General features: G+C 59.6%; 20 protein-coding genes. 12 read left to right on the top strand and 8 right to left on the bottom strand.

Going from position 1 to position 23,642, the window contains the following annotated elements; translation table 11 throughout:
* Positions 1-35: 35 nt before the first annotated feature.
* Positions 36-1,301, top strand: coding sequence for a transcription termination factor Rho (gene rho / locus G6N74_RS22340; RefSeq protein ID WP_205826809.1), 1,266 nt, complete (start codon positions 36-38; stop codon positions 1,299-1,301).
* Between the two features lie 105 nt (positions 1,302-1,406).
* Here rho and G6N74_RS22345 read toward each other — a convergent pair whose 3' ends face one another.
* On the bottom strand, positions 1,407-3,434 hold the full coding sequence (locus G6N74_RS22345; protein WP_165120213.1) for a thioredoxin domain-containing protein: 2,028 nt from the start codon (positions 3,432-3,434) through the stop codon (positions 1,407-1,409).
* Positions 3,435-3,495: 61 nt separating this feature from the next.
* On the opposite strand from G6N74_RS22345, the gene mnmE reads away from it, so the two are divergent.
* From mnmE to G6N74_RS22370, 5 genes are all read left to right on the top strand, one after another.
* Positions 3,496-4,818 (top strand): tRNA uridine-5-carboxymethylaminomethyl(34) synthesis GTPase MnmE, encoded by a 1,323-nt coding sequence (gene mnmE / locus G6N74_RS22350; protein ID WP_165120214.1) that lies wholly within the window; start codon positions 3,496-3,498, stop codon positions 4,816-4,818.
* Positions 4,819-4,970: 152 nt separating this feature from the next.
* Positions 4,971-6,848 carry a tRNA uridine-5-carboxymethylaminomethyl(34) synthesis enzyme MnmG gene (gene mnmG, locus G6N74_RS22355; protein ID WP_165120215.1) on the top strand — a complete coding sequence of 626 codons (1,878 nt, stop codon included), beginning with the start codon at positions 4,971-4,973 and terminating at the stop codon, positions 6,846-6,848.
* Positions 6,845-7,477 carry a 16S rRNA (guanine(527)-N(7))-methyltransferase RsmG gene (gene rsmG, locus G6N74_RS22360; protein WP_165120216.1) on the top strand — a complete coding sequence of 211 codons (633 nt, stop codon included), beginning with the start codon at positions 6,845-6,847 and terminating at the stop codon, positions 7,475-7,477. The genes mnmG and rsmG overlap by 4 nt, the downstream gene beginning before the upstream one ends.
* Before the next feature lie 36 nt (positions 7,478-7,513).
* On the top strand, positions 7,514-8,311 hold the full coding sequence (locus tag G6N74_RS22365; RefSeq protein WP_165120217.1) for a ParA family protein: 798 nt from the start codon (positions 7,514-7,516) through the stop codon (positions 8,309-8,311).
* 33 nt (positions 8,312-8,344) lie between these two features.
* Positions 8,345-9,220, top strand: coding sequence for a ParB/RepB/Spo0J family partition protein (locus G6N74_RS22370; protein WP_165120218.1), 876 nt, complete (start codon positions 8,345-8,347; stop codon positions 9,218-9,220).
* Between the two features lie 31 nt (positions 9,221-9,251).
* Here the strand turns inward: G6N74_RS22370 and holA are convergent, their stop codons facing one another.
* From holA to G6N74_RS22405, 7 genes are all read right to left on the bottom strand, one after another.
* Positions 9,252-10,310, bottom strand: a complete 1,059-nt coding sequence (holA, locus tag G6N74_RS22375; protein WP_165120219.1) for a DNA polymerase III subunit delta — start codon at positions 10,308-10,310, stop codon at positions 9,252-9,254.
* 73 nt (positions 10,311-10,383) lie between these two features.
* Positions 10,384-11,163 carry an ATP-binding cassette domain-containing protein gene (locus tag G6N74_RS22380; protein WP_165120220.1) on the bottom strand — a complete coding sequence of 260 codons (780 nt, stop codon included), beginning with the start codon at positions 11,161-11,163 and terminating at the stop codon, positions 10,384-10,386.
* Positions 11,160-11,963, bottom strand: coding sequence for an ABC transporter ATP-binding protein (locus tag G6N74_RS22385; protein WP_165120221.1), 804 nt, complete (start codon positions 11,961-11,963; stop codon positions 11,160-11,162). Before G6N74_RS22385 ends, G6N74_RS22380 begins: the two co-directional genes overlap by 4 nt.
* The gene (locus G6N74_RS22390; protein WP_165120222.1) at positions 11,960-12,790 is read right to left on the bottom strand and encodes an ABC transporter permease; all 831 of its coding nucleotides are present in this window, start codon (positions 12,788-12,790) and stop codon (positions 11,960-11,962) included. Before G6N74_RS22390 ends, G6N74_RS22385 begins: the two co-directional genes overlap by 4 nt.
* Positions 12,787-13,773 (bottom strand): ABC transporter permease, encoded by a 987-nt coding sequence (locus tag G6N74_RS22395; protein WP_165120223.1) that lies wholly within the window; start codon positions 13,771-13,773, stop codon positions 12,787-12,789. Before G6N74_RS22395 ends, G6N74_RS22390 begins: the two co-directional genes overlap by 4 nt.
* A gap of 40 nt (positions 13,774-13,813) precedes the next feature.
* Entirely contained in the window at positions 13,814-15,424 is a 1,611-nt protein-coding gene (locus G6N74_RS22400; RefSeq protein WP_165120224.1) for an ABC transporter substrate-binding protein, read from the bottom strand.
* Between the two features lie 218 nt (positions 15,425-15,642).
* A complete protein-coding gene (locus G6N74_RS22405; RefSeq protein WP_312857910.1) occupies positions 15,643-16,440 on the bottom strand; it encodes a helix-turn-helix domain-containing protein in 798 nt (265 codons plus the stop codon).
* 820 nt (positions 16,441-17,260) lie between these two features.
* On the opposite strand from G6N74_RS22405, the gene G6N74_RS22410 reads away from it, so the two are divergent.
* The 6 genes from G6N74_RS22410 (at position 17,261) to G6N74_RS22435 (ending at position 23,620) form a co-directional block, all read left to right on the top strand.
* Positions 17,261-18,586 (top strand): polysaccharide biosynthesis/export family protein, encoded by a 1,326-nt coding sequence (locus G6N74_RS22410; RefSeq protein ID WP_165120225.1) that lies wholly within the window; start codon positions 17,261-17,263, stop codon positions 18,584-18,586.
* A 61-nt stretch (positions 18,587-18,647) separates the two neighbouring features.
* On the top strand, positions 18,648-19,547 hold the full coding sequence (gene rfbA / locus G6N74_RS22415) for a glucose-1-phosphate thymidylyltransferase RfbA (protein WP_165120226.1): 900 nt from the start codon (positions 18,648-18,650) through the stop codon (positions 19,545-19,547).
* The gene (gene rfbC, locus G6N74_RS22420) at positions 19,544-20,101 is read left to right on the top strand and encodes a dTDP-4-dehydrorhamnose 3,5-epimerase (protein ID WP_165120227.1); all 558 of its coding nucleotides are present in this window, start codon (positions 19,544-19,546) and stop codon (positions 20,099-20,101) included. The genes rfbA and rfbC overlap by 4 nt, the downstream gene beginning before the upstream one ends.
* Positions 20,102-20,120: 19 nt before the next feature.
* Positions 20,121-21,188 (top strand): dTDP-glucose 4,6-dehydratase, encoded by a 1,068-nt coding sequence (gene rfbB / locus G6N74_RS22425; RefSeq protein ID WP_165120228.1) that lies wholly within the window; start codon positions 20,121-20,123, stop codon positions 21,186-21,188.
* Positions 21,185-22,102: a dTDP-4-dehydrorhamnose reductase gene (gene rfbD, locus G6N74_RS22430; RefSeq protein ID WP_165120229.1), complete on the top strand. Its 918-nt coding sequence runs from the start codon at positions 21,185-21,187 to the stop codon at positions 22,100-22,102. The genes rfbB and rfbD overlap by 4 nt, the downstream gene beginning before the upstream one ends.
* Before the next feature lie 9 nt (positions 22,103-22,111).
* A complete protein-coding gene (locus G6N74_RS22435; protein WP_165120230.1) occupies positions 22,112-23,620 on the top strand; it encodes an O-antigen translocase in 1,509 nt (502 codons plus the stop codon).
* Positions 23,621-23,642 lie beyond the last annotated feature (22 nt).

Here is a 23,642-nt window from a genome sequence, read left to right on the forward strand (position 1 = left end):
TATTTTTTCCCCTTTATCCAATTCAGAGTCCGTCTATGCAGGAAATGAAACTCCAGGAGTTCAAGAACAAGAAACCGACCGATCTCATTGCGTTCGCCGAAACGCTCGAGGTCGAGAACGCCAGCGTCATGCGCAAGCAGGAGCTGATGTTCGCCATTCTTAAGAAGCTCGCGGCGCAGGACATCGAGATCATCGGTGACGGCGTCGTGGAAGTGCTGCAGGACGGTTTTGGTTTCCTTCGCTCCGCAAATGCCAACTATCTGCCGGGCCCGGACGATATCTACATCTCACCTTCGCAGATCCGGCGGTTTTCGCTGAAGACCGGCGATACGGTCGAGGGTCCGATCCGCAGCCCCAAGGAAGGCGAACGCTATTTCGCGCTTCTCAAGGTCAACACGATCAATTTCGATGACCCTGAGAAGATCCGCCACAAGATCCATTTCGACAATCTAACGCCGCTCTATCCGACGGCGCGTCTGAAGATGGAGGTCGAGAACCCGACCACCAAGGATATCTCGCCCCGCGTCATCGATCTCGTGGCGCCGCTCGGCAAGGGCCAGCGCGCCCTGATCGTCGCGCAGCCACGCACCGGTAAAACGGTTCTGTTGCAGAACATTGCCCACTCCATCACGACCAATCATCCGGAATGCTATCTGATCGTTCTCCTGATCGACGAGCGGCCGGAAGAAGTGACCGACATGCAGCGTTCGGTGAAGGGCGAGGTCGTTTCCTCGACATTCGACGAGCCGGCGGTGCGTCACGTTCAGGTCGCCGAAATGGTCATCGAAAAGGCAAAGCGCCTGGTCGAGCATGGCCGCGACGTGGTCATCCTTCTCGATTCGATCACGCGCCTTGGCCGCGCCTACAACACCGTCGTGCCGTCATCCGGCAAGGTTCTGACCGGCGGTGTCGACGCCAACGCCCTGCAGCGCCCCAAGCGCTTCTTCGGTGCTGCGCGTAACATCGAGGAAGGCGGCTCGCTGACGATTATCGCAACCGCGCTGATCGATACCGGCAGCCGCATGGACGAAGTCATCTTCGAAGAGTTCAAGGGTACCGGTAACTCGGAAATCGTGCTCGACCGCAAGGTCGCCGACAAGCGCATCTACCCGGCGATGGATATCCTCAAGTCCGGCACGCGCAAGGAAGACCTGCTCGTTGCCAAGCAGGATCTTCAGAAGATATTCGTCCTGCGCCGCATTCTGGCACCGATGGGAACGACCGATGCGATCGAATTCCTCATCGACAAGCTCAAGCAGACCAAGACGAATACCGATTTCTTCGATTCGATGAATACCTGATCGGGTTCATCGTTTAGAGTATGATCCCGAAAAGTTGCAGACTTTTCGGACAAGATCATGCTTCAAAATCAATATCTTAGAGTGAGATGACGACTCAAGGAAACGTCATCTCACTCTAGGACGCAAGGCCTGCTCGAGTTCATCAGGGCCGGTAATAATCGGAAGACAGACCGGGCCGGTGCATAGAAATGCGCCGGCCTTTGTCGTTGGCGGATAGGCGCCGCCAGGCAGGCTTGGCAGGTTCGCTTCGGCGCCAATGGGAACGAGCAGGTCGACGCGTCTGGGATCCGGGCATCGATTCGCCACCGGAATAAATTTCGGATCAGCCAGATCATCGACGATGACGAGCTTGATCGGGTTGATCACCAGCGCGCAGGCGTTGACGATCCCTGCCTGACCATATTGCTGGCGTGACGCGCGCCCAGTGGCATGTTCTGCAACGCGCCAAGCCTTTTCCTGCAGCTGAACGTCACCGCTGGCGTCTGCCACCCTGATCATCGCCTCGATGATCTGGCCGGTTGCCGAGGGGATTGCCTCGTCGATGTCACCGCGGATTCTGATCGGGACATCGGTGCTGTCCGATGCCGTCAGGTAATAGCCGTTGCCGGCGCTGTCGGCATACCATCGGTCCAGCTGATCGAGAAAAGACCTTGCCCGTTCGATGTAAGCGACCTCACCGGTTGCCTCAAAAAGCGAAACCGCTGCATTGGCCATGGCGGCATAGTCGCTCGACAGCGCAGGATAGAGTTTGCGTTCGCCAAGTATGGAGTGCGGCAACCGGCCGTCGGCATCCGCGTGTTCTATTATGAACCGGAAGGCTCTCACGGCTGCCTCAATCCACTCCGCACGCAACAAAGCGCGACCCACCTCGGCAAGCCCTGCTATGGCGAAACCGTTCCAATCAGCCAGAACCTTGTCGTCGCGGCCGGGACGAATGCGCCGCTCCCGCGCCGTCAAAAGCCTGAGTTTGATCGCATCGACTTCCGCGCGGCGTGCAAGGGCATTGTGGCTTTGCGCCGGCGTTTGACAGACGATCGGCTTGCCCTCCCAGTTGGAGGGTGAGGAAAGAGTGAAGCTATTGAAAAACAAAGATGAATCGTTTCCGAGCACGCTTTCTATCTCGGTTTTATCCCAAGTGTAGAAAAGCCCTTCTTCGCCTTCGCTATCTGCGTCCAGGCTCGAGGCAAAGCCGCCGCCCTCGACAGTCATTTCACGCAGGAGCCAGGCAACGGTTTCTTCGATTCGTATCCGGAACAATTCATTCTGCGTTTCGGCAAAAGCCCAGTTGGCCATGCGCAGCAATTGCGCATTGTCGTAAAGCATTTTTTCGAAATGCGGGACCAGCCATTCGGCATCTGTCGAGTAACGCGCAAGCCCGCCGCCGACATGATCATAGATGCCGCCACGCAGCATGTGTTCCAGGCTGGAAACAACCGCGTCGCGGTGCATTTCGTTTCCATTCTGCAGCCAGCTGAGCCACAGCGTCTGCATGAAAGGCGCATTGGGGAACTTCGGCGCGCCACGCAGGCCACCGGCCTGATGGTCGATCATGCCGAATATGCCATTCGCGAGCGTCGTCAGAAGAACGCCGTCGATGGACGAGGACGCGTGTTTGGCTGCAAGCCTTGCCTCGACGTGATCCGTCAGCTTGTCGGCGCTTTCGGCAAGGCTTTGCTGTTTCTCGCGCCAGGCCTTGTCTACGGCTTCGAGAACCTGGATGAAACCAGGCCGGCCATAGCGCGGCTCCTTCGGGAAATAGGTGCCGCCCCAGAACGGTTTTGCATCAGGCGTCAGGAAGATGGTGAGCGGCCAGCCGCCTTGCTCGCCCATAGCGGTCAGAGCAGCCATATAGATCTGGTCAATGTCGGGCCGCTCCTCGCGATCGACCTTGATATTGACGAACAGCCGGTTCATGACGGCGGCGACATCTTCGCTTTCGAAGCTCTCGTGCGCCATCACGTGACACCAGTGACAGGCGGCGTAGCCGACCGAAAGCAGGATAGGCCTCTGCAATCGTTTGGCTTCGTCCAAGGATTGTGGCGACCAGGCCCGCCAATGTACGGGATTGCCGCTGTGCTGACGAAGGTACGGGCTGGTTTCGTTCGATAACAGGTTTTCAGCAGGAAGATTCACGGAACCACAATTCGATGCGAGAGGATTTTTTGAAGCCTACGGCGCATAAGGAAGGCAGGCAATGATATTCCAGGACTCGATCGTTGCGCTTTCCAGTGGCCATCTGCCGTCGGGAATAGCCATTATCCGAATTACCGGCCCAAAGACTCGATTCGCCCTCGAAACGATCAACGGAAGCGTGCCGAAACCGCGCTTTGCGCATTATGGAAAATTCCGGTCGCGGGATGGATCGGTACTCGACAGCGGGATTTCCCTTTTCTTTCCCGGGCCGAAGAGCTTCACAGGCGAGGATTCTGCGGAATTTCACGTCCACGGCGGACGCGCGGTAGTCTCGGCCATGATGCAAGCGATAGGAGAACTCGACGGATTTCGACAGGCGGAGCCGGGCGAATTCACGCGGCGCGCCTTTCTCAACGGTAAAGTCGATCTTGTCGAGGCAGAAGCCCTGGCCGATCTGGTCTCCGCCGAGACTGAAGCGCAGCGGCGATTTGCGGTACTGAACAGCGAGGGACGCCAGAGCGAACTCTATCAGGCCTGGCGCACGCGCTTGATCCATGATCGAGCGATGATCGAAGCGGAGATGGATTTCTCCGACGAAAGCGACGTACCGGGCTCGGTTTCGTCGGCCGTTTGGGCCGATATCGATTTGATGATCGAAGAGATCGAGCTACATCTGCAGGGTTTTCGGAAGGCCGAAATCATCAGGGATGGCTATGACGTGGTCATAGTCGGGGCACCGAACGCTGGAAAATCAAGCCTTCTTAATGCTTTGGCGCGACGGGACGTGGCGATCGTCACCGATGAACCCGGGACGACGCGCGACCTTGTGGAGGTCGCGCTCGAACTGGACGGCGTTAAAGTCCGGCTTACCGACACGGCCGGTATTCGCGAGACGTCCGGAAAAGTCGAGTTGATTGGCATTGAGAAGGCTCGGCAAAAGATATCCGCTGCAGACGCCGTGCTTTATCTGGAGGATCTTGGTGATCCCAAGAGGCTTGCGCCTGACGAGATACCCTCAGGCTCGATTCGCATAGGTACTAAGGCCGATCTGTCGGGACACCACATTGAAGAAAATGCATATGACCTTCTTGTCTCGACCGAGACCGGTGAAGGGATCGTCGCACTGCTTGCGCTTCTTTCTGGTCGTGCAGTCGTCGAGATTGGCTCCGCCGGCGATGTATTGCCATCAAGGCAAAGGCATGTGGAGTTGTTGGGCGCCACGGCGGATTTCCTGAAAAGCTGTAGAAGCCTGCCAACGGCAGACCTAGAGCTTCGTTCTGAGCACCTCCGTTTGGCGTCAGATCGCCTGGGCAGAATTTCAGGCGCTGTGGATCCCGAGGATCTGCTGGATGTGATATTCTCGCAATTCTGTATAGGGAAGTGACTCACGTGAAACATATGCCGCTGCGTGACTCACGTGAAACACGCCTCGGTAGATGAACCCTGTTTCACGTGAAACATTATTGCGCGCCTGAGTCTTTCCCTTGACAGATCGGTCGAATGCAAACATGGGTTTCCGCATCCTGGAGCAGTGCAATGGACGATAGCTACGACGTGATCGTTGTTGGCGGTGGACACGCCGGCTGTGAAGCCGCAAGCGCATCGGCGCGGGCCGGTGCGAAGACAGCATTGGTCACACTTCGCGCGGACACCATCGGCGTCATGTCCTGCAATCCGGCGATTGGTGGTCTTGGCAAGGGGCATCTGGTTCGGGAAATTGATGCGCTCGATGGGCTGATGGGACGCGTGGCCGATGCGGCCGGTATCCAGTTCAGGCTTCTCAATCGAAAGAAAGGTCCGGCGGTTCGCGGCCCCAGGACGCAGGCCGATCGCAAACTTTATCGGCTGGCCATGCAGTCGGCGATTCAGGAGCAGCCCAATCTTTCGGTTATCGAAGGCGAGGTCTTTGACTTTGATATGGATGATGGCGGCATTAAAGCCGTGCAGTTGGCGGATGGCAGTAAGCTTCGCTGCAGCGCAGTCGTACTCACGACAGGCACATTCTTGCGCGGCTTAATCCATATCGGTGAACGAAAGTTTCCTGCCGGTCGAATGAATGAACAGGCGTCAGTCGGGTTGTCGGCAACGATGACCCGCGCAGGCTTCAGCCTGGGCCGGCTGAAGACTGGAACTCCTCCCCGAATGGATGGTCGGACGATCGATTGGTCTGGCCTCGACATGCAGGCTGCGGATGACCGGCCGGTGCCGTTCTCCCTGATGACGGACAAGATCGTCAATAGTCAGATCGATTGCGGGATTACGCGCACGACGGCGCAGTCTCACGATGTCATTCGAAAGAATCTTGGTCGATCCGCAATGTATTCGGGATCGATCGAAGGGATCGGTCCACGCTACTGCCCGTCCATCGAGGATAAGATTGTCAAGTTTGGCGATCGTGAAGGCCATCAGATATTTCTTGAGCCGGAAGGCCTCGATGACGACACCATTTATCCCAACGGCATTTCGACCTCTTTGCCTGAGGATGTTCAGCTTGAGCTGCTAAAAACGATTCCGGGCCTTGAAAAAGCTGTCATGCTTCAGCCCGGCTATGCGATCGAGTATGACCATGTCGATCCACGCGAGCTGGAGCAAACGCTCGAGACCAAGCGTGTACGTGGTCTGTTTCTGGCTGGTCAGATCAACGGTACCACAGGCTATGAAGAAGCTGCGGCCCAGGGTTTGGTTGCGGGATTGAATGCCGCACGCAGAGCCTCGGGCGCCGGCGAGGTCATATTCAGCCGCACTGAAGCCTATATCGGCGTGATGATAGACGACCTTACTAGCCGCGGCATCAGCGAGCCCTACCGAATGTTTACGTCGCGAGCGGAGTTCAGGCTCTCCCTGCGCGCCGACAATGCCGATGAGCGTCTGACGCCGAAAGGTATGCAATTGGGGGTTGTTGGTATCGGTCGAGTTCAACGTTTCGGAGTTGTCTCTGATGCGCTCACGCGTGCGCGCAGTCTTGCTCAATCCATCGAGATTACGCCGAACGAGGCGCGCCGGCATGGCCTGTCTGTGAACATGGATGGTGTTCGCAGGTCGGCCTACAATCTTCTCTCCTATCCCGACATGACACTTGACCGCCTGGCGCAGGTTTGGCCGGAGCTGAGCGACGTGGAGCCCGCTGCGGCCGAAGCGCTTGAGATAGAAGCGCGATATGCAGTTTATCTGGATCGCCAGTGTAGCGACGCAATACAAATCCGCCGCGAAGAGGAACGGTTGATTCCTTCCGATCTCGGATTCGATAGCGTGCCCGGCCTTTCGAACGAGCTTAAGCAGAAACTGCGCGAACGGCGTCCGCGCTCTGTCGCGGACGCCCAACGCATTGATGGAATGACTCCCGCAGCGCTGGCTATAATCGTTTCTCACATTCGCCACGCGGAAAGCAGCGCGCTAAAGAAGGGTGCCGCGTGAATTCTGGAGCATTTGAAGAACTTCTGCGCGTGGCAGGCCCTGTTTCACGTGAAACCTTTCAGCGCTTGTTGTCCTTCGAGACGCAGTTCCGGAGATGGGCGCAGCGAATAAATCTGGTGGCGCCGTCCACGCTGAATGATGTCTGGAACAGGCATGTTTTGGACAGCGCGCAACTTGCACGTCTTGATTCGGATGCGAAAAACTGGGTTGATCTGGGGTCTGGAGGCGGCTTTCCAGGCCTTGTTATGGGATTTCTGCTTATGGACAGAGACGGTGCCAGCATCGATCTCGTGGAAAGCAACCGCAAGAAAACCTCGTTCCTGCAGGCAATTGTCGGTGAATTCGGCCTGCCGGCGCGTATCCATGCCAAGCGAATCGAAGACACTTACGATAAGATTCGCGATGTCGAGGTGGTCACAGCCAGGGCGCTTGCCCCTTTGCATGTGCTTCTGGGTTTCGCAGAGCCTTGGCTTGCAAACGGTGCAAAGGCGCTTTTTCACAAAGGGCGGGATTACCGCACGGAGATCGAAGAAAGCGCTAAACTGTGGGTGTTCGACCTGATAGAACATCAAAGTGTAGTCGATCCGCAGAGCGTCGTTCTTGAAATACGGAATCTGCGCCGGGTTTAAATGAAATTGGGCGATAGGTTCATTCCAGAAATGATCATGATGACCGGACCCCGCATAATCACGATAGCAAACCAGAAAGGCGGCGTCGGCAAGACGACCACCGCAATCAATCTGGCGACCGCGCTTGCCGCGATCGGCGAGCAGGTTCTCATTGTAGACCTCGACCCTCAGGGTAATGCCAGCACCGGGTTGGGTATCGATCGCCGCGAACGAAGCGTATCGTCCTATGATGTGCTGACAGGCGCGATGACGCTGGACGAGGCTGCGGTCCAGACTGCGGTGCCTGGGTTATCGATCGTTCCCTCGACACTGGACCTTCTCGGTGTGGAAATGGAAATCGCCGGTGCGCCGGACCGCGTGTTGCGCTTGCGCAATGCGGTTCGCGCTTCTGCAGAGCGCACAAACAAATTCTCCTATGTCCTGATCGACTGCCCGCCGTCGCTGAACCTGCTGACGCTGAACTCGATGGCAGCGGCCGATTCGGTACTTGTGCCGCTGCAATGCGAGTTCTTTGCGCTGGAGGGTCTAAGCCAGCTGCTGGAAACGGTCGAGCAGGTCCGTCAGTCGATCAACCCCTCGCTGACGATCCAGGGTATTGTGCTGACGATGTATGACGGCCGCAACAATCTCGCCAATCAGGTGGTTGAGGATGTGCGCGCGCATATGGGTGAGAAAGTCTATGAGACGGTTATTCCCCGCAATGTTCGCGTTTCGGAGGCGCCGTCGCATGGCAAGCCGGCAATTCTCTACGACCTGAAATGCTCCGGCAGTCAGGCCTATCTGCAACTCGCTTCCGAAGTCATTCGCCAGGAACGCAAATTGCGTGCGGCGTGAAACGATTCGATATCGAAATAATCTGGAAAAGTGATGAGTGAAGATCTTTCGAAGAAACGGCTTGGACGCGGACTGGCTGCCCTCATAGGCGAAATCGATAAGCCCGCGACGCCGGCGCAGCAGCCGGTATTTTCGGACAGGCACGTGCCGATCGAATTCGTGACACCAAATCCGAAGAACCCACGGCGTCATTTCGGTGAAGCCGAACTCACGGATCTTGCGCAGTCGATTCGCGAACATGGCGTCGTCCAGCCGGTGGTCGTGCGACCAGCCGTTGGCCAGCAGGGCCGCTATGAGATCATTGCCGGCGAACGCCGCTGGCGCGCAGCGCAGCGGGCCGGGCTGACCGAAATTCCGGTGATCGTGCGCGATGTCAACGACCGCACGGCGCTTGAGCTGGCGATCATCGAGAACGTGCAGCGCACCGATCTCAACCCGGTCGAGGAAGCGCTTGGCTATCAGCAGCTGATCGACGACCACAGCTACACGCAGGCTGATCTTGGCCAGGTCATTGGCAAGAGCCGTAGCCATGTCGCCAATACACTGCGGTTGCTGAAGCTGCCGGATGTGATCCGCGACATGCTGGTCGACGGAGCCTTGTCGGCAGGCCATGCGCGCGCTTTGGTTAGTGCCGCAGATCCGGCCGGTCTTGCCAAGCGGATTGTCGAGGAAGGCCTGTCGGTCCGCCAGGCCGAGGCCTTGGCCCAGCTGCCTGCTGAGACGCTGCATGAGGCAAAGACCACTGTACCGGTGGAAAAGGATGCGGACACGCTGGCGTTGGAAAAGCTTCTTTCCGACGTGACAGGTATGAAGGTCGGTATTCAGCACAAGAACAAGGGCGGCGAGGTGCGGATTGCGTATCGTACGCTCGAGCAGCTCGACGATCTTTGTCGCAGGCTAAAGCACTGATCTCATTGGTTTTAGTGTATATATTAGCCGGCTAACCACGGGCTCGCGCACGCTGGAAAAGACGCGCGCTTTCCACGGCGATGCCCAGCAGCGCCTGCCGTGCAATGGCAGTGGAAAGATCAGGCCGGCGGCGCGTCTGCAAGACTGCCTCCTGCAGCCGCGCAAGCGCACGGGAAAGCGCTTCGCCACTCCAGCGTTCCACGGCGTTCTCCACGATCTTGCGCCGGGAAAAGAAAATCGGCGGGCGAGCATTGGCGACAATTGCCGCCGCGTTGCGCGCACCGTTGCTCATTGCGCCGCGCATCAGATGGATGGCCTGGAACTGCCGCATGGCAGCAGCCAGAAGCAGGAACGACTGGCTGCCGGTCAAGGCATGGCGCGTGAAGACGGCGTCGAACTCCTCAACCTTGCCTTCGAGAATGGCGTCAACGGCATCGTCGAAGGACAGGCCGGAGACGTCGCCGATCATCGCCTTGACGTCTTCGAGCTCGATCTGCTTGCGGCCCATGGCATAGAGAGCAAGCTTCTGGACCTCGCCGCGCGAGGCGAGCCTGTCGCCGCCGAGATTTCGGCGGAGAGCCTGCCGTGCCTCGAGGGTCAGGGATAGGCCTGCCTTCTGCATCTCCTCGTCGATAACGGCGTCGATGCCCTTGGCTTCGTCGGCATAGCAGGGCAGCGCCATGGCCCAATCGCAGGCCTCGACAGTCGTGCGCAGGGCCGCATTCTTCTTCAGCTCGCCAGCCTCGATCAGGATGATGGCATCGCGCGGCGGCTCGGCGCACAATGCCTTCACATCATCAGCCAGGCCTTTCTGGCCGGTCGCGTTGCGGACCCACAACAGCCGGCGCGATGAGAACATCGGCACAGTGCGCGCTTCATCGAGCAGCCGTCCCTCGTCCTTGTCGACCTCCGATCCGTCGAGGCGGACCACGGAAAACGGATCGTCCAGCGGCAGTTCGGTTCGCGCGGCATAGGCTCGCGCACGTTCCGCGACGAGCCCGCGATCGGGGCCGTAAAGCAGGACGATGGCGGTCTGCGGATTGGGCCGCGCCAGCCAGGAATCGACTTCGTGTGCTTTCTTCTGTGCCATCCTGCTCGGTTACCACGTTGGCGGCCGCTGATGAACTGGAATCCGAGTTGAGCCTGACTGTGGGGCGCCGGTTTCAGGCCTTGCGCAGGAGTTTTGGCGTTGCGGCGACCAGAGCCTTGCCGATTGCCGACTTCGGATTTGCCACGACTTCGGCGGCAGGCCCGGTCTCGACGATCCTGCCGGCATCCATGATCGCCACGCGATGCGCAATGGAGCGGACGACGCCAAGGTCATGCGAGATGAAGAGGTAGGCGATGTTTTCCGCTTCCTGCAGGTCGAGCAGCAGTTCGAGAATTTGTCCGCGCACAGAGACATCGAGCGCGGAAACGGCTTCGTCGAGAACCATCAAGGCCGGCTTGGTTGCAAGCGCCCGGGCAATCGCCACGCGCTGGCGTTGACCGCCGGAGATTTCGTGGATGGCGCGGTCGCGCAGGTTCGGGCTTAGTCCGACTCGATCGAGCAGGGAGGCGATGATCTTGGGACGGTGGGCACGATCAGCAAGATCATGAATGCGTAGCGGATCGTCCAGCACCCGCGCCACAGTTGCGCGTGGATTGAAGGCGGCAAGCGGGTCCTGGAAGACCATCTGCAGCTTTGCCCGTCCGGCCCGAAGCCGAGCGCCGTGCTGGGCAAGAAAATCCTCGCCTTCGAAATGGATGTTGCCGGCATCGGGTTCGATCAGCCTCAAAATGGTGCGGGCCACCGTCGACTTGCCGCTGCCGGACGGGCCGACCAGCGCCAGCGTCTCGCCCTGCCCGATTTCAAAGCTTACATTGTCCAGCGCGACGACAGTCTTGCCACCGCGGCTGAAGCGCTTGTGCAAACCAGAGGCGACGAGGAGCGGCGCCGTCATGAAAGCTTTCCCGCTTCGGCTTTTCTCAACAACGGTTCAACATCGAGGCCCATATGGGCATCCAGAAGCTGGCGCGTGTAGGCCTCCGTGGGTGCCGTGACGATCCTGTTGGTGTCGGCTATTTCGACCAGGCGCCCATAGCGAAAGACTGCGATTCGATCGGCGATTTCCGACGCCAGCGCGATGTCGTGGCTGATGAAGAGCAGCGACATGCCGTCTTGCACTATCAGTTCCTGGATCAGCGTGACGATCTCTGCCTGAACGATTGTGTCGAGTGCGCTGGTTGCCTCGTCGGCGATCAGCAAGGCGGGTCTGGCGGCTATCGCCTCGGCTATCGCTACACGCTGCCGCTGCCCACCGGAAAGCTGGTGCGGAAAGGCGGAAAGGGCGGAAGCCGGATCGGGCAGGTGGACGCGGTGCAGAAGTTCTTCCGCGCGCTTGTATGACTGCCGCCAGTTCAGGCCGAGATGAGTGCGCGCCACCTCGGCGATCTGCTCGCCTATGGTCAGCACCGGATTGAGGCTGGACGCCGGATCCTGGAAGACAAAACCGATGTCGCGCCCGTTCTGCGGCACGCGCCCAAGCTCGGGCCAGTCGATGCGACCTTCGATCCTTGTCGAAGCCGGAAGCAGACCGGCGATAGCGAGCGCCAGTGTGCTCTTGCCCGAGCCACTTTCGCCGATAATCGCCAGCCTCTCACCAGTACGGATTTCCAGTGAGATGTCGCGCAGCGCTTCGACCTCGGTCCCATTACTGCGGTAGCTTACCCCGAGCTCTTGCAGGAACACGCGCGGCGTCATGAACGGCCTCGCCGAACGGCAGTGGTTTCCACCGCGCCCTCGCCGGCGAGATAGACGCCGAGAACGGTCAGCACCAGGGCGATGCCGGGTATGATCGACAGGAAGGGCGCCGAGCGGAGCACGGTGCGTCCTTCGGCGATCATGCCGCCCCACGTCACGCGGTTGGGGTCGCCAAGACCGAGGAAGGAAAGTGCTGCCTCCGTCAGGATCGCAGCCGCGACGATGACCGACGACAGCGCAAGAACTGGCGGCAGCGCGTTGGGCAGGACTTCGCGAAAGGCGATCTCCAGCGGATGCATACCGATGACCCTCGCGCTCGCGACATAATCGCGCTCGCGGATCGAAAGCACTTCGGCCCGGGCAATGCGCGCCGGGCCTGTCCAGGTGCCGAGCGCGATGGCCAGTACAACGACGAATAGTGACGGGCCGATCACGCTGACGAAGGCCAGTGCCAGAAGGAAGCCGGGCACGGTCTGGAAAGCGTCGGTGATGCGCATCAGCGCTTCGTCGGTCAGGCCGCCAGCGAAGCCGGCCAAAGTTCCGACGATCGTTCCTATGATGATTGCGGTCGCGGCCGAGGCAAGTCCGACGGCGAGCGAGGTTCGCGCACCGTGAAAGAGTCCGGCGAGCACGTCGCGGCCGAGCCGGTCGGTGCCGAGCGGAAGCGACCAGTCCTGAAACGGGCGCAGTAGTGCGGGGCCGGCAATCGAAAGCGGATCGCGTGGAAAGAGCAGCGGTGCAAAGAGCGCCATGACGACGAGTACGCCCAGGATCGACGCGCCAATCACGGCTTCGGGCGAGCGCGAGAAGCGGCGAAAGAAGCTCACGCGGCCTCCTCGCTTGCGCCGACGCGCGGGTCGAGCACGGCATAGAAAATATCGACGACCAGATTGATGACGATGACCATAACGGCGCAGACGAGAATGATGCCAAGCAGCAGCGGCGTATCCCGCGAGCTGACTGCCTCCTGTGCCAGCCTACCCAAGCCCGGGACGGAAAAGACGCTTTCGATGACGACACTGCCGCCGAGCATCGCTGCCGATTGCAGCCCGAGCATGGTGACCAGCGGCAACAGCGCGTTGCGCGCGACGTGGCGCAGAACGATGCGGCGGCGGCTGAGGCCCTTGGCGCGGGCGGCGAGCACAAAATCCATGCGCCAGACCTCGGCCATGCCGGCGCGCATGATGCGCAGGTAGAGCGCGAGATAGATGACGCCGAGGGCCGCAACCGGCAAGGCAAGATGCTGCGCAATATCGAGCGTCCGGGCAAATCCGGTCTTGCCGGAGGCTATGGTTTCAATGCCGCTGCTTGGAAACCAGCGCAGTTGCACCGAAAAGATCACGGTCAGCACCAGGCCGAGCCAGAAGCCCGGAACGGCATAGAGGGCAAGTGAGCCGATCGACAGGAACCGGTCGCGAAAGCTGCCCGGCCTGGCACCTGCAACGATACCAAGCGCGGAACCAAGCCCGAAGGAGAGTGCGGTGGCGCTGCCCATCAGAAGAAGGGTGTTGGGCAGCCGCTCAAAAATCACGTCGCGGATGGGGCGTGAGAAAGTGACGGAATAGCCGAGGTCGAGATGGGCGAGGGACCAGAGATAGGCGGCAAGCCGCGTCCCCGCCGACTGATCGAGACCCCAGCTTTGGCGCAGGCTTTCGATAAGGCCGGCGTCACCGCCGGTCGTGCCTATATAGGCATCGACCGCGTCGCCAGGGGCGGCTTCAAGGAGCAGGAATGTGCCTATGACCACGATCAGCAGCACCGGAATGCTGCCGATCAACCGCCTTCGCAGCAGGATGAATGCACGTCTCACGCTCTGTCACGGACCTCGAATGACGAAACGCCAGATGATGTCACGTTTCGAGAACAGTGTCCGCCCAGTTCGACACCGCCCAGCGCGGATTGTTCGAGACGTTCTTGACCGTGTTTCGGGCGACCGTGATGAAGCCCCATTCGGCGACATTGATCAGCGGCAGGTCTTCCGCGACCTTCTTCTGGAAATCGCGGTAGAGGGCGATGCGGGCTTCCGGGTCGAGCGTCTCGGACGCCTTGGCGATCAGCGCATCCAGGTCTGCATTGGCGTAGCCACCCTGATTGGAGAAGGGCACGCCGTCGGGAATGCCGCTCTGGACAAGGATGGTGGTGGAGATCGCCGGGTCGCCACGGAAGACCGGCGGTGCGACAGCGAGGTCAAAGGTGTGGTCGGTGTAGACGGCCTTCTGGTGGCCCGCCGCATCATTGTTGACCAACTCGGCATTGATGCCGATTTCGGCGAGCGCCTGGCGCAGATAGTCGCCGAACTGCTTCGTCTCGTTGAAGTAGGGAGCGGGCAGCAGCTTCAGCGCGAACCGTGTGCCGTCGCTGCCACGCTTGTAGCCGGCCTCGTCGAGCAGCGCGTTGGCCTTGGCGACGTCGAAAGCGTAGGTCGGCACATCCTTGGTGTAGAATTGCGGATCGTTCTGCGGCACCGGCCCGGTGGCCGCTTTGGCGTAGCCGAGGAAGATCGTCTTGACGACGAAATCCTTGTCGATGGCGTGCGCGATCGCCTGCCGCACCTTCACGTCCGCGAGTTCCTTGCGGCGATGGTTGATTTCGACGACGAGCTGATAGGTCAGGGCTTCATAGCCCTTGGAGATCACCTCGATGCCCGGCACTTTCGAGATGCGCTCCAGATCGGCAAGCGGCACCGCGGAGAAGGCGGCGAGATGGATTTCCTCGGCCTCCAGCGCGCCGGCGGCGGCGGCGCGGTCGGGCAGGACGCGATAGACGATCTCGTCGAGATGCGGTTCGCCTTCTCCCCAGTATTTGTCGTTGCGTTCGAGCCGGTAATATTCGCCCGGCTTGTGCTCGGCGAATTTGAACGGGCCGGTGCCGATCAAAGCGGTGTTGGCCGGATTGTCAGCAATCTCGCCTTTCTCAAAGATATGCTTGGGCACGACGCTGGTCAGAGCCGGAAGCGCGTTGCGGATGAGCTGGAAGGGTGTCGGCTTGGCGAAGCGGAAGACCGCGGTGTGCTCGTCTGGCGTGTCGACGGCTTCCAGGTCCTTGAACACGACGCGGCCGAGGTTCTGCAGCGGCTTCCATATCTGCAAGGCCGAGAAGGCGACATCTGCCGAGGTGAATGGCTTGCCGTCATGCCAGGTCACGTTCTCGCGAAGCTTGAAGGTGACCGTCAGGCCGTCGCTTGAGCCCTCCCAACTGGTGGCGAGGCGTGGATCGAGACCGTCCTTGCCCTCAAAGGAGGCTTCGGCCAGCGGCTCGACAACCTTGCTGGCGACGAAGAACACGCCGTTGGAGGCGACAATCGCGGGATTGAGATTGCGCGGCTCGGAATCGGCGGCGACGATCAGGCGTCCACCTTTCTTTGCTTCCTGCGCGCGGAGGATGCCGGGCAGCGCGGTCGAGGCAAGCAGCAAGGCCGAGCCGGCAAGTACGCCGCGCCGGGAAATCGTGAAATCTGACATGGCGTTCTCCGTTCTTTTCAACAGCGGATAACCGGATCATCTACCCAGGTTCGAAAACACATGGCCTTCGATGTCCGCCAACAAGATTAGTCGAGTATTCCGATTATCGATACGGAGACGCATTAAGCCAGACACGGATTTGCCACGGCCAGCCTTGATCCCGGAATTTCCATCCGGAAATCAACGGCGCCGTGATCGAGGTGCTGTGCAGGGTTGGTTTAGCGCGGCTTTGAAGCCGGCTTGTGGTAGTCGTGGAAACGCGCGGCTGCTTCCGTCCTGTTGTGCGCGCCAAGCTTCCGGATGATGTTGTGAAGGTGAATCTTCACGGTATGCTCCGACAGCCCGAGCGCTGCGGCGATGGCTTTGTTCTGCAGGCCGCGCGAGACCATTTCCAATATCTCGATCTCGCGGCTTGTCAGATCTGACAGGTCGTCTTCCGAGGTGTTTCTTGCAGCTGATGATGCCGAGCTGTTTGCTGGGCGAGCGGTCGAGTTCCGTACGAACTTGTCTGCGTAGGAATGGAACAAGCCGGTCGGGAAATATTCACCGCCGCGAAGCATCAACCTGATGACGGATAGCCACACATCGAGCTTCAGATCCATGGGCAGGACGCCGCGAATGAGCTTGGACTCAAAAATCTCTGGAAAGGTGGATGAGGGGTTGTGACTGTCGAGCTCCATCACCGCCGTCAAGGCCAATGGATGAAGCCGAGAAATGTCTGCTGCGGCATCCTCAGCCGCCTTCACATGCTCAGGATCAATCAGGATAAGCGACACCGGATGAGAAAACTTGGTGCAGGCTGCTTGTATATGCTCGACCCGTTCTATCACGAGCCAGGGCAATTCCCGCTCAATGGCATAGAGCAGGCAATCGGCCACCGATCCGGGCATCGTTACGAAGAGAAGGGTACGACGCAATCCTTGCTCGGCCTCGACGCGTGCGACGCTGGTAACTATGGAACCGTCTTCTGTGTCCATTTTCAACAGTTGGGTCATTTGAGACATCTGCAGTACCACCAGCGCATCCTGAGCCTCTAAGTAAGTTTCCGTTCAGGTGACTGATCAAACCGTATAGCGAAACGGTAATCTAAGAAATATAGACCGGACGGACTAGGACAGACATCGTTGTTTTTGTGCTGAAATTTGGCTTTAACCGATAGTGCTAAAGCGGTATCTGGAAATACCCAAAACCGATGGACGTCTACTCTTCTAATCAATTTGGCATCTGAAACCGGCGCTTGGCTGTGTTCGGGGGAAATTGCGCGGGATAGCCATCACTCCCTCGGTTGGTGGGGCTGTCATGTGTAGATGGCAGCCAGAGGCTATCCCAATGAACTAGCCAATACGGTCACTGCCATCTGTTTCGTCATGGTCATACTCTCAACGGTCGCTACGCCGTCGCGGACTACGGTATCGGCCGGCAAATCCTGACTGTTCGAGACTCCCGGCAAGCAGGGACCGCAATCGAGGCGTTTCGAGCGCCGCAAAAGGGCTTCCGGCGGCCTCTATCGCCCTGACTAGCTCAAACGGGGTAGTGAGCGTCGGCACAATCGGAAGCGCCTCCACCAATCGTCTTATCCGCTACCCCTCATTCAGACCAAACTGGCTAGGCTGTGCTGCGGGGAAATACTTAGGATCGATAGCAGACGCTCCAGGCCTCCCCCTTTCTCGACGTGATGTATCAAGATGTATGAGGTCTGAGATCGAGGCTTCCTCTTCTCAACTTCGCGAGAACTCCGCACATTGAACCCTGCTGAACAAGCCTCGTCGATCTGGCGAGGCCGGTCGTTGAGCGGAAACCTGAGATCAAGTTTCAGCCAGCGGGTTGGAGTCATTAATGGCTGTGCACTGCAAGATTCAATTGAGGCGCTTCCGCCAGGTGCTTGCACTCGGCGTTGCTTTTGCCGTCGGCTTGACGAGTCTAGCCGGCGCCGAAAACGGCGAACTTGCGCCTCAGACAAAACTGCGTCTCACGGTGGTGCAATGGATGCCGACCAAGGGCGAGTACCAGCAATGGGGTGCGCTGGGTGGAGAGTTCATCGTCTCGCAGGCCGGTACGGTTCTTCTTCCGGTAATAGGCTCGATCCCGGTGGGAAATCTCGACACAAGCGGCCTGGCCGAGGAAATCGCCACGCGGCTTCAGTCGAAGATCGGCCTGGTGAACAAGCCCGATACGACGGTCGAAATTGTCGAATATCCGCCGGTCTATGTGGTCGGCGATGTCACGAAGCCCGGCCAGTATCAGTTCAGGCTCGGAATGACGGTGCTGCAGGCGCTGGCCCTGAGCGGAGGCGAACTGCGTTCGGACGCGCATTCCCAGGATGAGATCAAGCTCGTCGGGGAGCTGAAGGGCGTGGACGATGACATCTTGCGCTGCATGGCGCGCATTGCCCGGCTGGAAGCGGAGATGTCCGGGACAACAGAAATAAAGTTCCCGCAGCCACCGCTCGGAAACAGCGAGAGCAGGGCTGCTGCGGAGATTTTCGGTCAGGAAAAGATCATCTTTTCGGCGCGCGCCAATGCGCTTGACCGGCAGACGAAATCATTGTCGGAACTGCGCGATCTCCTGGACGCCGAAATCAATGTCCTCCAGGAAAAGATCAAGGGCGCCGATCTCAACATCAAGAGCGCTGAGGACGAACTCGTCGGCGTCAAGGTGCTCGTCGACAAGGGCGTGGCGATCGTCTCGCGGCGATCGGACCTCGAGCGTGCGCTTGCCGGGTTCCGTGCGGACCGTCTCGACCAGGTGACCGCGATCATGCGGGCCCGGCAGGGCATCACGGAGGCGACGCGCAGCCTGGAAGGGCTTCGCGACCAGCAGCAGACCGACGTGGCCACCGAACTTCAGAAGGAGCAGGCCAATCTTGACCAGCTCAGGTTGAAGCGAGACGTGGCCCAGAGGCTTCTGCTCGACACGCTCGCCTCGGCTTCGAACGCACCCCGTCCCGGCGAACCGACCCTTATCGAGTTCTCGGTGACGAGACAGGACACCAGTGGAGAGCCAAAGCAGATCCAAGTGTCGGAGGCGACCACCCTCCTGCCGGGCGATGTGCTCAAGGTGACCTACAACAAACAGGCGCCGGTATCTTCCGAGCCGGCTGCGGCCAGCCTGAATGCACCTTCGACAAACAACGCAAAATCGGAACAGGCAAGAAGCCAATGATCCCTGCGGATCGTTGGTCGAGGAAACGTCACAGAGACGGGAACGTTCAGATGGGGGCGAGATGAAGGGGATAATCCTGGCGGGAGGCAGCGGCACGCGGCTCTACCCCCTCACCATTGCGGTGTCGAAGCAGATACTGCCGATCTACGACAAGCCGATGATCTATTACCCGTTGAGCGTGCTGATGCTGACGGGCATCCGCGAGATTCTGATCATCTCGACGCCGCGCGACCTGCCCTGTTTCCAGGCGTTGCTAGGCGATGGTTCGGATTTCGGGCTCAAACTTTCCTATGCCGAGCAGGCGCATCCCAACGGGCTGGCGGAAGCCTTCATCATCGGACGCGATTTCATCGGCGATGGCAATGTCGCGATGATCCTCGGCGACAACATCTTCTTCGGCCACGGTCTGCCGCGCATTTGCCAGCAGGCCGCGGCGAGAGAAAAAGGTGCCTCGGTTTTTGCCTATCACGTCGATGATCCTGAACGCTACGGCGTCGTCAGTTTCGAAAAATCCACAGGCAGAGCGCTGACGATCGAGGAGAAGCCGGTCAATCCGCGATCCAACTGGGCGGTTACCGGTCTCTATTTCTATGACAACGACGTGGTCGACATCGCTGCGTCGATCAAGCCTTCGGAGCGCGGCGAGCTCGAGATCACCACGGTCAACAACATCTATCTCCAGCGGGGAGACCTGAACGTCTGCCAGCTTGGCCGCGGCTATGCATGGCTCGACACCGGCACCTACGACAGTTTGCATGATGCCTCGTCCTTCGTGCGTACCGTCGAGCGCCGCCAGGGCGTGCAGATCGCCTGCCCTGAGGAAATCGCGCTGGATATGGGATGGCTCAGCCGCGAGGCAGTGCTGAAGCGCGCATACCAGCTCGGCAAGACTTCTTATGCGTCCTACCTCCGGCGTCTGGTGGAGGATGACAATAGCTTGGCGGAGGACAACGCCGCATGAGCCTCGAGGTCAGACCGCTGGGGCTCGACGGCGTGCTGGAAATCCTGCCGCGCCGGATCGGTGACGATCGCGGTTTCTTCTCCGAGACCTGGAATGCCGAGCGGCTCGGTGAGCACGGCGTGCAGCTGAACTTCGTTCAGGACAATCATTCCTATTCGGCGGCCAAGGGCGTGCTCCGTGGGCTGCATTACCAGATGCCGCCCTACGCGCAGGACAAGCTGGTGCGCGTGGTGAAAGGTGCGATCCTTGATGTCGCCGTGGATATCCGCAAGGGCTCGCCGAGCTTCGCGAAATGGGTTGCCATCGAAATTTCTGCACGGGAGTGGAACCAGATCCTCGTGCCCAAAGGCTTTGCCCATGGCTTTCTGACGCTCGAGCCGGACACTGAGGTCATCTACAAGGTGACCAGCCACTACTCTGCCGAGCATGACCGTTCGATCCGTTTCGACGATGCCGATATCGGCATCGAATGGCCTTTGGCCGCATCCGAACTTCAACTGTCAGACAAGGACCGCAAGGCGCCGATGCTGAGGCATGCGGAGGTTTTCGCGTAGTGAAACGAGGCGAGCGACCATGAATATTCTCGTGACCGGCGGCGCCGGTTTCATCGGCTCGGCACTGTGCCGCCATCTCGTGGCGGACCCGCGAAATCGCGTCGTCAACATCGACAAGCTGACCTATGCGGGCAATCTCGCCTCACTGCGGCAGATCGAGAACTTTCCGAACTATCGCTTCATTCAGGCGGATATCTGCAATGACGCGCTCGTGGCCGAGATCCTACGCGCTGAAAACATCGACCACGTCATCCATCTTGCGGCCGAGACGCATGTCGATCGCTCGATCGACGGTCCTGACGCTTTCGTGGAGACGAATATCGTCGGGACCTTCCGGCTGCTTCAGGCGTCGCTCGCCTATTGGCGTGAGCTGCCGGCAAATGCGGTTGCGGATTTTCGCTTCCACCACGTTTCCACGGATGAAGTGTTCGGCGACCTGCCATTCGACACGAGCCTGTTCACCGAGGATACGCCCTACGCGCCGTCATCACCCTATTCGGCATCGAAAGCAGCTTCCGATCATCTGGTCCGGGCGTGGCATCAGACCTTTGGCTTGCCGATCGTCGTCACCAACTGCTCGAACAATTACGGGCCGTTCCATTTCCCCGAAAAACTCATTCCGCTGGTGATCCTGAATGCGCTCGAGGAAAAGCCCCTGCCGGTTTATGGCAATGGCGGCAACGTCCGGGATTGGCTTCACGTCGAGGACCATGCCAGGGCACTTGCCCTGGTCGCAACGAAGGGCAAGGTCGGCGAGAACTACAATATCGGCGGCAGGGCCGAGCGCACCAATCTCAGCGTCGTCGAAACGATCTGCGATCTGCTGGACAGGAAGCGACCGCGCCGCAACGGTGCCTCCTACCGAAGCCTTATAAAATTCGTGTCGGACCGGCCCGGCCATGACCGCCGCTATGCAATGGATGCGGCAAAGATAGAGCGCGAACTTGGCTGGAGCCCACAGGAAAGCTTCGATGAGGGGCTGGCGCGCACGATCGACTGGTATCTCGAAAATGCCTGGTGGTGGAAGCCGATCCGCGACGGCAGCTATGCCGGCGAGCGTCTCGGCCGTCTGGTGGCGGCGCAATGAGAATTCTGGTCACCGGCACTCAGGGCCAAGTGGTCTGCAGCCTCGTCGAAAGAGCGGCGCAGATGCCGGATGTGGAACTGATCACGGTCGGCCGCCCCGAACTCGATTTGGCAAAGCCCCTGTCGGTGAGACGCGCGATCGCTGCCGCAAAGCCTGATCTGATCGTGTCGGCCGCTGCCTATACCGCCGTTGATCGCGCCGAGGACGAGCCGGAGCTCGCCTATGTGGTCAATGCGATCGGGGCGGCAAGCGTTGCCGAGGCGGCGGTACGCATAGGCGTGCCGATCATCCATCTGTCGACGGACTATGTCTTCTCGGGCGACTGCGACCGGCCCTACCGGGAGGATGACGACGCCGTCCCAAAGACCATCTACGGATACACCAAACTCGAGAGCGAGCACGCGATCGCGAGTGTTACCCCGCAGCACATCATCCTGCGGACCAGTTGGGTCTACAGCCCGTTCGGTGCGAATTTCGTCAAGACGATGCTCAGGCTTGCCGGCGAGAGAGACACAGTCTCCGTGGTTTCGGATCAGTGGGGAAACCCGACATCCGCACTGGATATCGCCGATGCAATCCTGCGAATTGCTCCGCTCTGCGTCAGGGGGAATTACGGTGTGTACCATCTCGCGGGGACGGGCGAGATCAATTGGTCGGGCTTTGCCAGTCACATTTTCCGTACGAGCGGCATCGCCGGCGGGCCATTCGCGTCGGTGCGCGAGATTTCGAGTGCCGATTATCCGACAAAGGCCAAGCGTCCGCTGAACTCGCGCCTTTCGACCGAGAAGTTCGAAAAGACTTTCGGCTGGCGTGCGCCGGCGTGGCAGGACAGCGTCGATATGGTCGTAAAGCGCCTGATCCCGGCAGGGCGGCATGACGAATTCAAACCCATGCGTCACGGAACCGGGGGCTGAAGCAACTCGATGGCTTTAACTGCTGCATCCGGGTCCGGGCAATCCTACACCCAGATCCTGAAGTCGACGGCCCTGATCGGCGGCTCGTCGGTCGTCAACATCATGTTTGCGATAATCCGCAACAAGGCGATGGCGGTGCTTCTCGGTCCCGGCGGCGTGGGGTTGATGGGGCTCTACAATTCCATAGCCGATCTTGCGCAGAATCTGGCAGGCCTCGGCATCCAGGCCAGCGGCGTGCGTCAGATAGCCGAGTCGGTGGGAACTGGTGAAGCCGACAGGATCGCCCGTACGGCGATAGTGCTGAGGCGGATATCGATCGTTCTGGGACTGGTCGGCGCGGCGCTTCTTGCCGCACTTTCCCTTCCGATCGCAGAGTTCACCTTTGGCGATAGCCAGCACACCGCAGGCGTCCTGCTCTTGTCTGTGGCGATCTTCTTCCGGCTCGTGTCGGCTGGACAAATTGCCCTGATACAGGGCATGCGGCAGATCGCAAACCTTGCCCGCATCAACATGTTTGCGGCGTTGTGCAGCACGGTCATCAGCATACCGATGGTCTATTTCTTCGGCGAGCAGGGCATCGTGCCGTCGCTGGTGGCCACGGCCGGCATCACGATCCTTACATCCTGGTGGTACGCCAGGAAAATCCGCATCGAAATGCCGGCCATGTCGCTGCCGCAGATGAGCCAGGAGACAGCGGCGCTTCTGAAGCTGGGCTTCGTCTTCATGGTCAGCGGGTTTCTGACCGTGGGTGCTGCTTACGCGATCCGCATCATCGTGTTGCGGGAAGATGGCGTTGCGGCTGCGGGGCTGTATCAGGCGGCATGGGCTCTCGGCGGTCTTTATGCCGGGTTCATTCTGCAGGCCATGGGTACGGATTTCTATCCGCGCCTGACAGCCGTCGCCGGCAACCACGCTGAATGCAACCGTCTCGTCAATGAGCAGGCGCAGATCAGCATGCTGCTTGCCGGCCCCGGTGTCGTGGCCACGCTCACGCTCGCGCCGCTGGTCATGAGGCTGCTTTACTCGCCCGAGTTCTACCCGGCCGTGGATCTGCTGCGCTGGATCTGCCTCGGCATGATGCTGCGGCTGGTGGCGTGGCCGATGGGGTTTATCGTGCTGGCGAAGGGGGCGCAGAAGATCTATTTCTGGACGGAGGTTGCCGCGGCAATCGTGCATGTCGGACTTGCCTGGCTGCTGGTCACGAAGCTCGGCTTCATAGGAGCCGGCATGGCCTTTTTCGGGCTCTATGTCTGGCACAATATCCTGATTTACCTGATTGTTCGCCGGCTAACCGATTTTCGCTGGTCGCGTGAGAACATCAAGCTGAGCCTGATTTTTCTGCCGTCCTCCGCACTGGTTTTCGGCGCTTTCCAGCTGTTGCCGCTTTGGCAGGCGACCACCCTGGGTGCTGCGATCGTACTCGTCAGCGGGCTTTATTCGCTGCGGATGCTTTTGCGTCTGATGCCGCCGGAGTCGTTTCCGGCAGCGCTCAGGCCGTGGCTGCCCAAATCGGCCTGAATGCAAAAAAGCCGCCGGCAAT

It is taken from the genome of Mesorhizobium zhangyense, assembly GCF_011045115.1.
In the GTDB taxonomy this organism is placed as follows: Bacteria; Pseudomonadota; Alphaproteobacteria; order Rhizobiales; family Rhizobiaceae; genus Mesorhizobium_M; species Mesorhizobium_M zhangyense.

Excerpts from the sequence above, each read along its gene's own strand:
- rho (WP_205826809.1), top strand. The coding sequence starts at position 36 with ATGCAGGAAATGAAACTCCAGGAGTTCAAGAACAAGAAACCGACCGAT.
- mnmE (WP_165120214.1), top strand. The coding sequence starts at position 3,496 with ATGATATTCCAGGACTCGATCGTTGCGCTTTCCAGTGGCCATCTGCCG.
- mnmG (WP_165120215.1), top strand. The coding sequence starts at position 4,971 with ATGGACGATAGCTACGACGTGATCGTTGTTGGCGGTGGACACGCCGGC.
- G6N74_RS22365 (WP_165120217.1), top strand. The coding sequence starts at position 7,514 with ATGATGACCGGACCCCGCATAATCACGATAGCAAACCAGAAAGGCGGC.
- G6N74_RS22370 (WP_165120218.1), top strand. The coding sequence starts at position 8,345 with ATGAGTGAAGATCTTTCGAAGAAACGGCTTGGACGCGGACTGGCTGCC.
- holA (WP_165120219.1), bottom strand. The coding sequence starts at position 10,310 with ATGGCACAGAAGAAAGCACACGAAGTCGATTCCTGGCTGGCGCGGCCC.
- G6N74_RS22380 (WP_165120220.1), bottom strand. The coding sequence starts at position 11,163 with ATGACGGCGCCGCTCCTCGTCGCCTCTGGTTTGCACAAGCGCTTCAGC.
- G6N74_RS22385 (WP_165120221.1), bottom strand. The coding sequence starts at position 11,963 with ATGACGCCGCGCGTGTTCCTGCAAGAGCTCGGGGTAAGCTACCGCAGT.
- G6N74_RS22400 (WP_165120224.1), bottom strand. The coding sequence starts at position 15,424 with ATGTCAGATTTCACGATTTCCCGGCGCGGCGTACTTGCCGGCTCGGCC.
- G6N74_RS22410 (WP_165120225.1), top strand. The coding sequence starts at position 17,261 with ATGGCTGTGCACTGCAAGATTCAATTGAGGCGCTTCCGCCAGGTGCTT.
- rfbA (WP_165120226.1), top strand. The coding sequence starts at position 18,648 with ATGAAGGGGATAATCCTGGCGGGAGGCAGCGGCACGCGGCTCTACCCC.
- rfbC (WP_165120227.1), top strand. The coding sequence starts at position 19,544 with ATGAGCCTCGAGGTCAGACCGCTGGGGCTCGACGGCGTGCTGGAAATC.
- rfbB (WP_165120228.1), top strand. The coding sequence starts at position 20,121 with ATGAATATTCTCGTGACCGGCGGCGCCGGTTTCATCGGCTCGGCACTG.
- rfbD (WP_165120229.1), top strand. The coding sequence starts at position 21,185 with ATGAGAATTCTGGTCACCGGCACTCAGGGCCAAGTGGTCTGCAGCCTC.
- G6N74_RS22435 (WP_165120230.1), top strand. The coding sequence starts at position 22,112 with ATGGCTTTAACTGCTGCATCCGGGTCCGGGCAATCCTACACCCAGATC.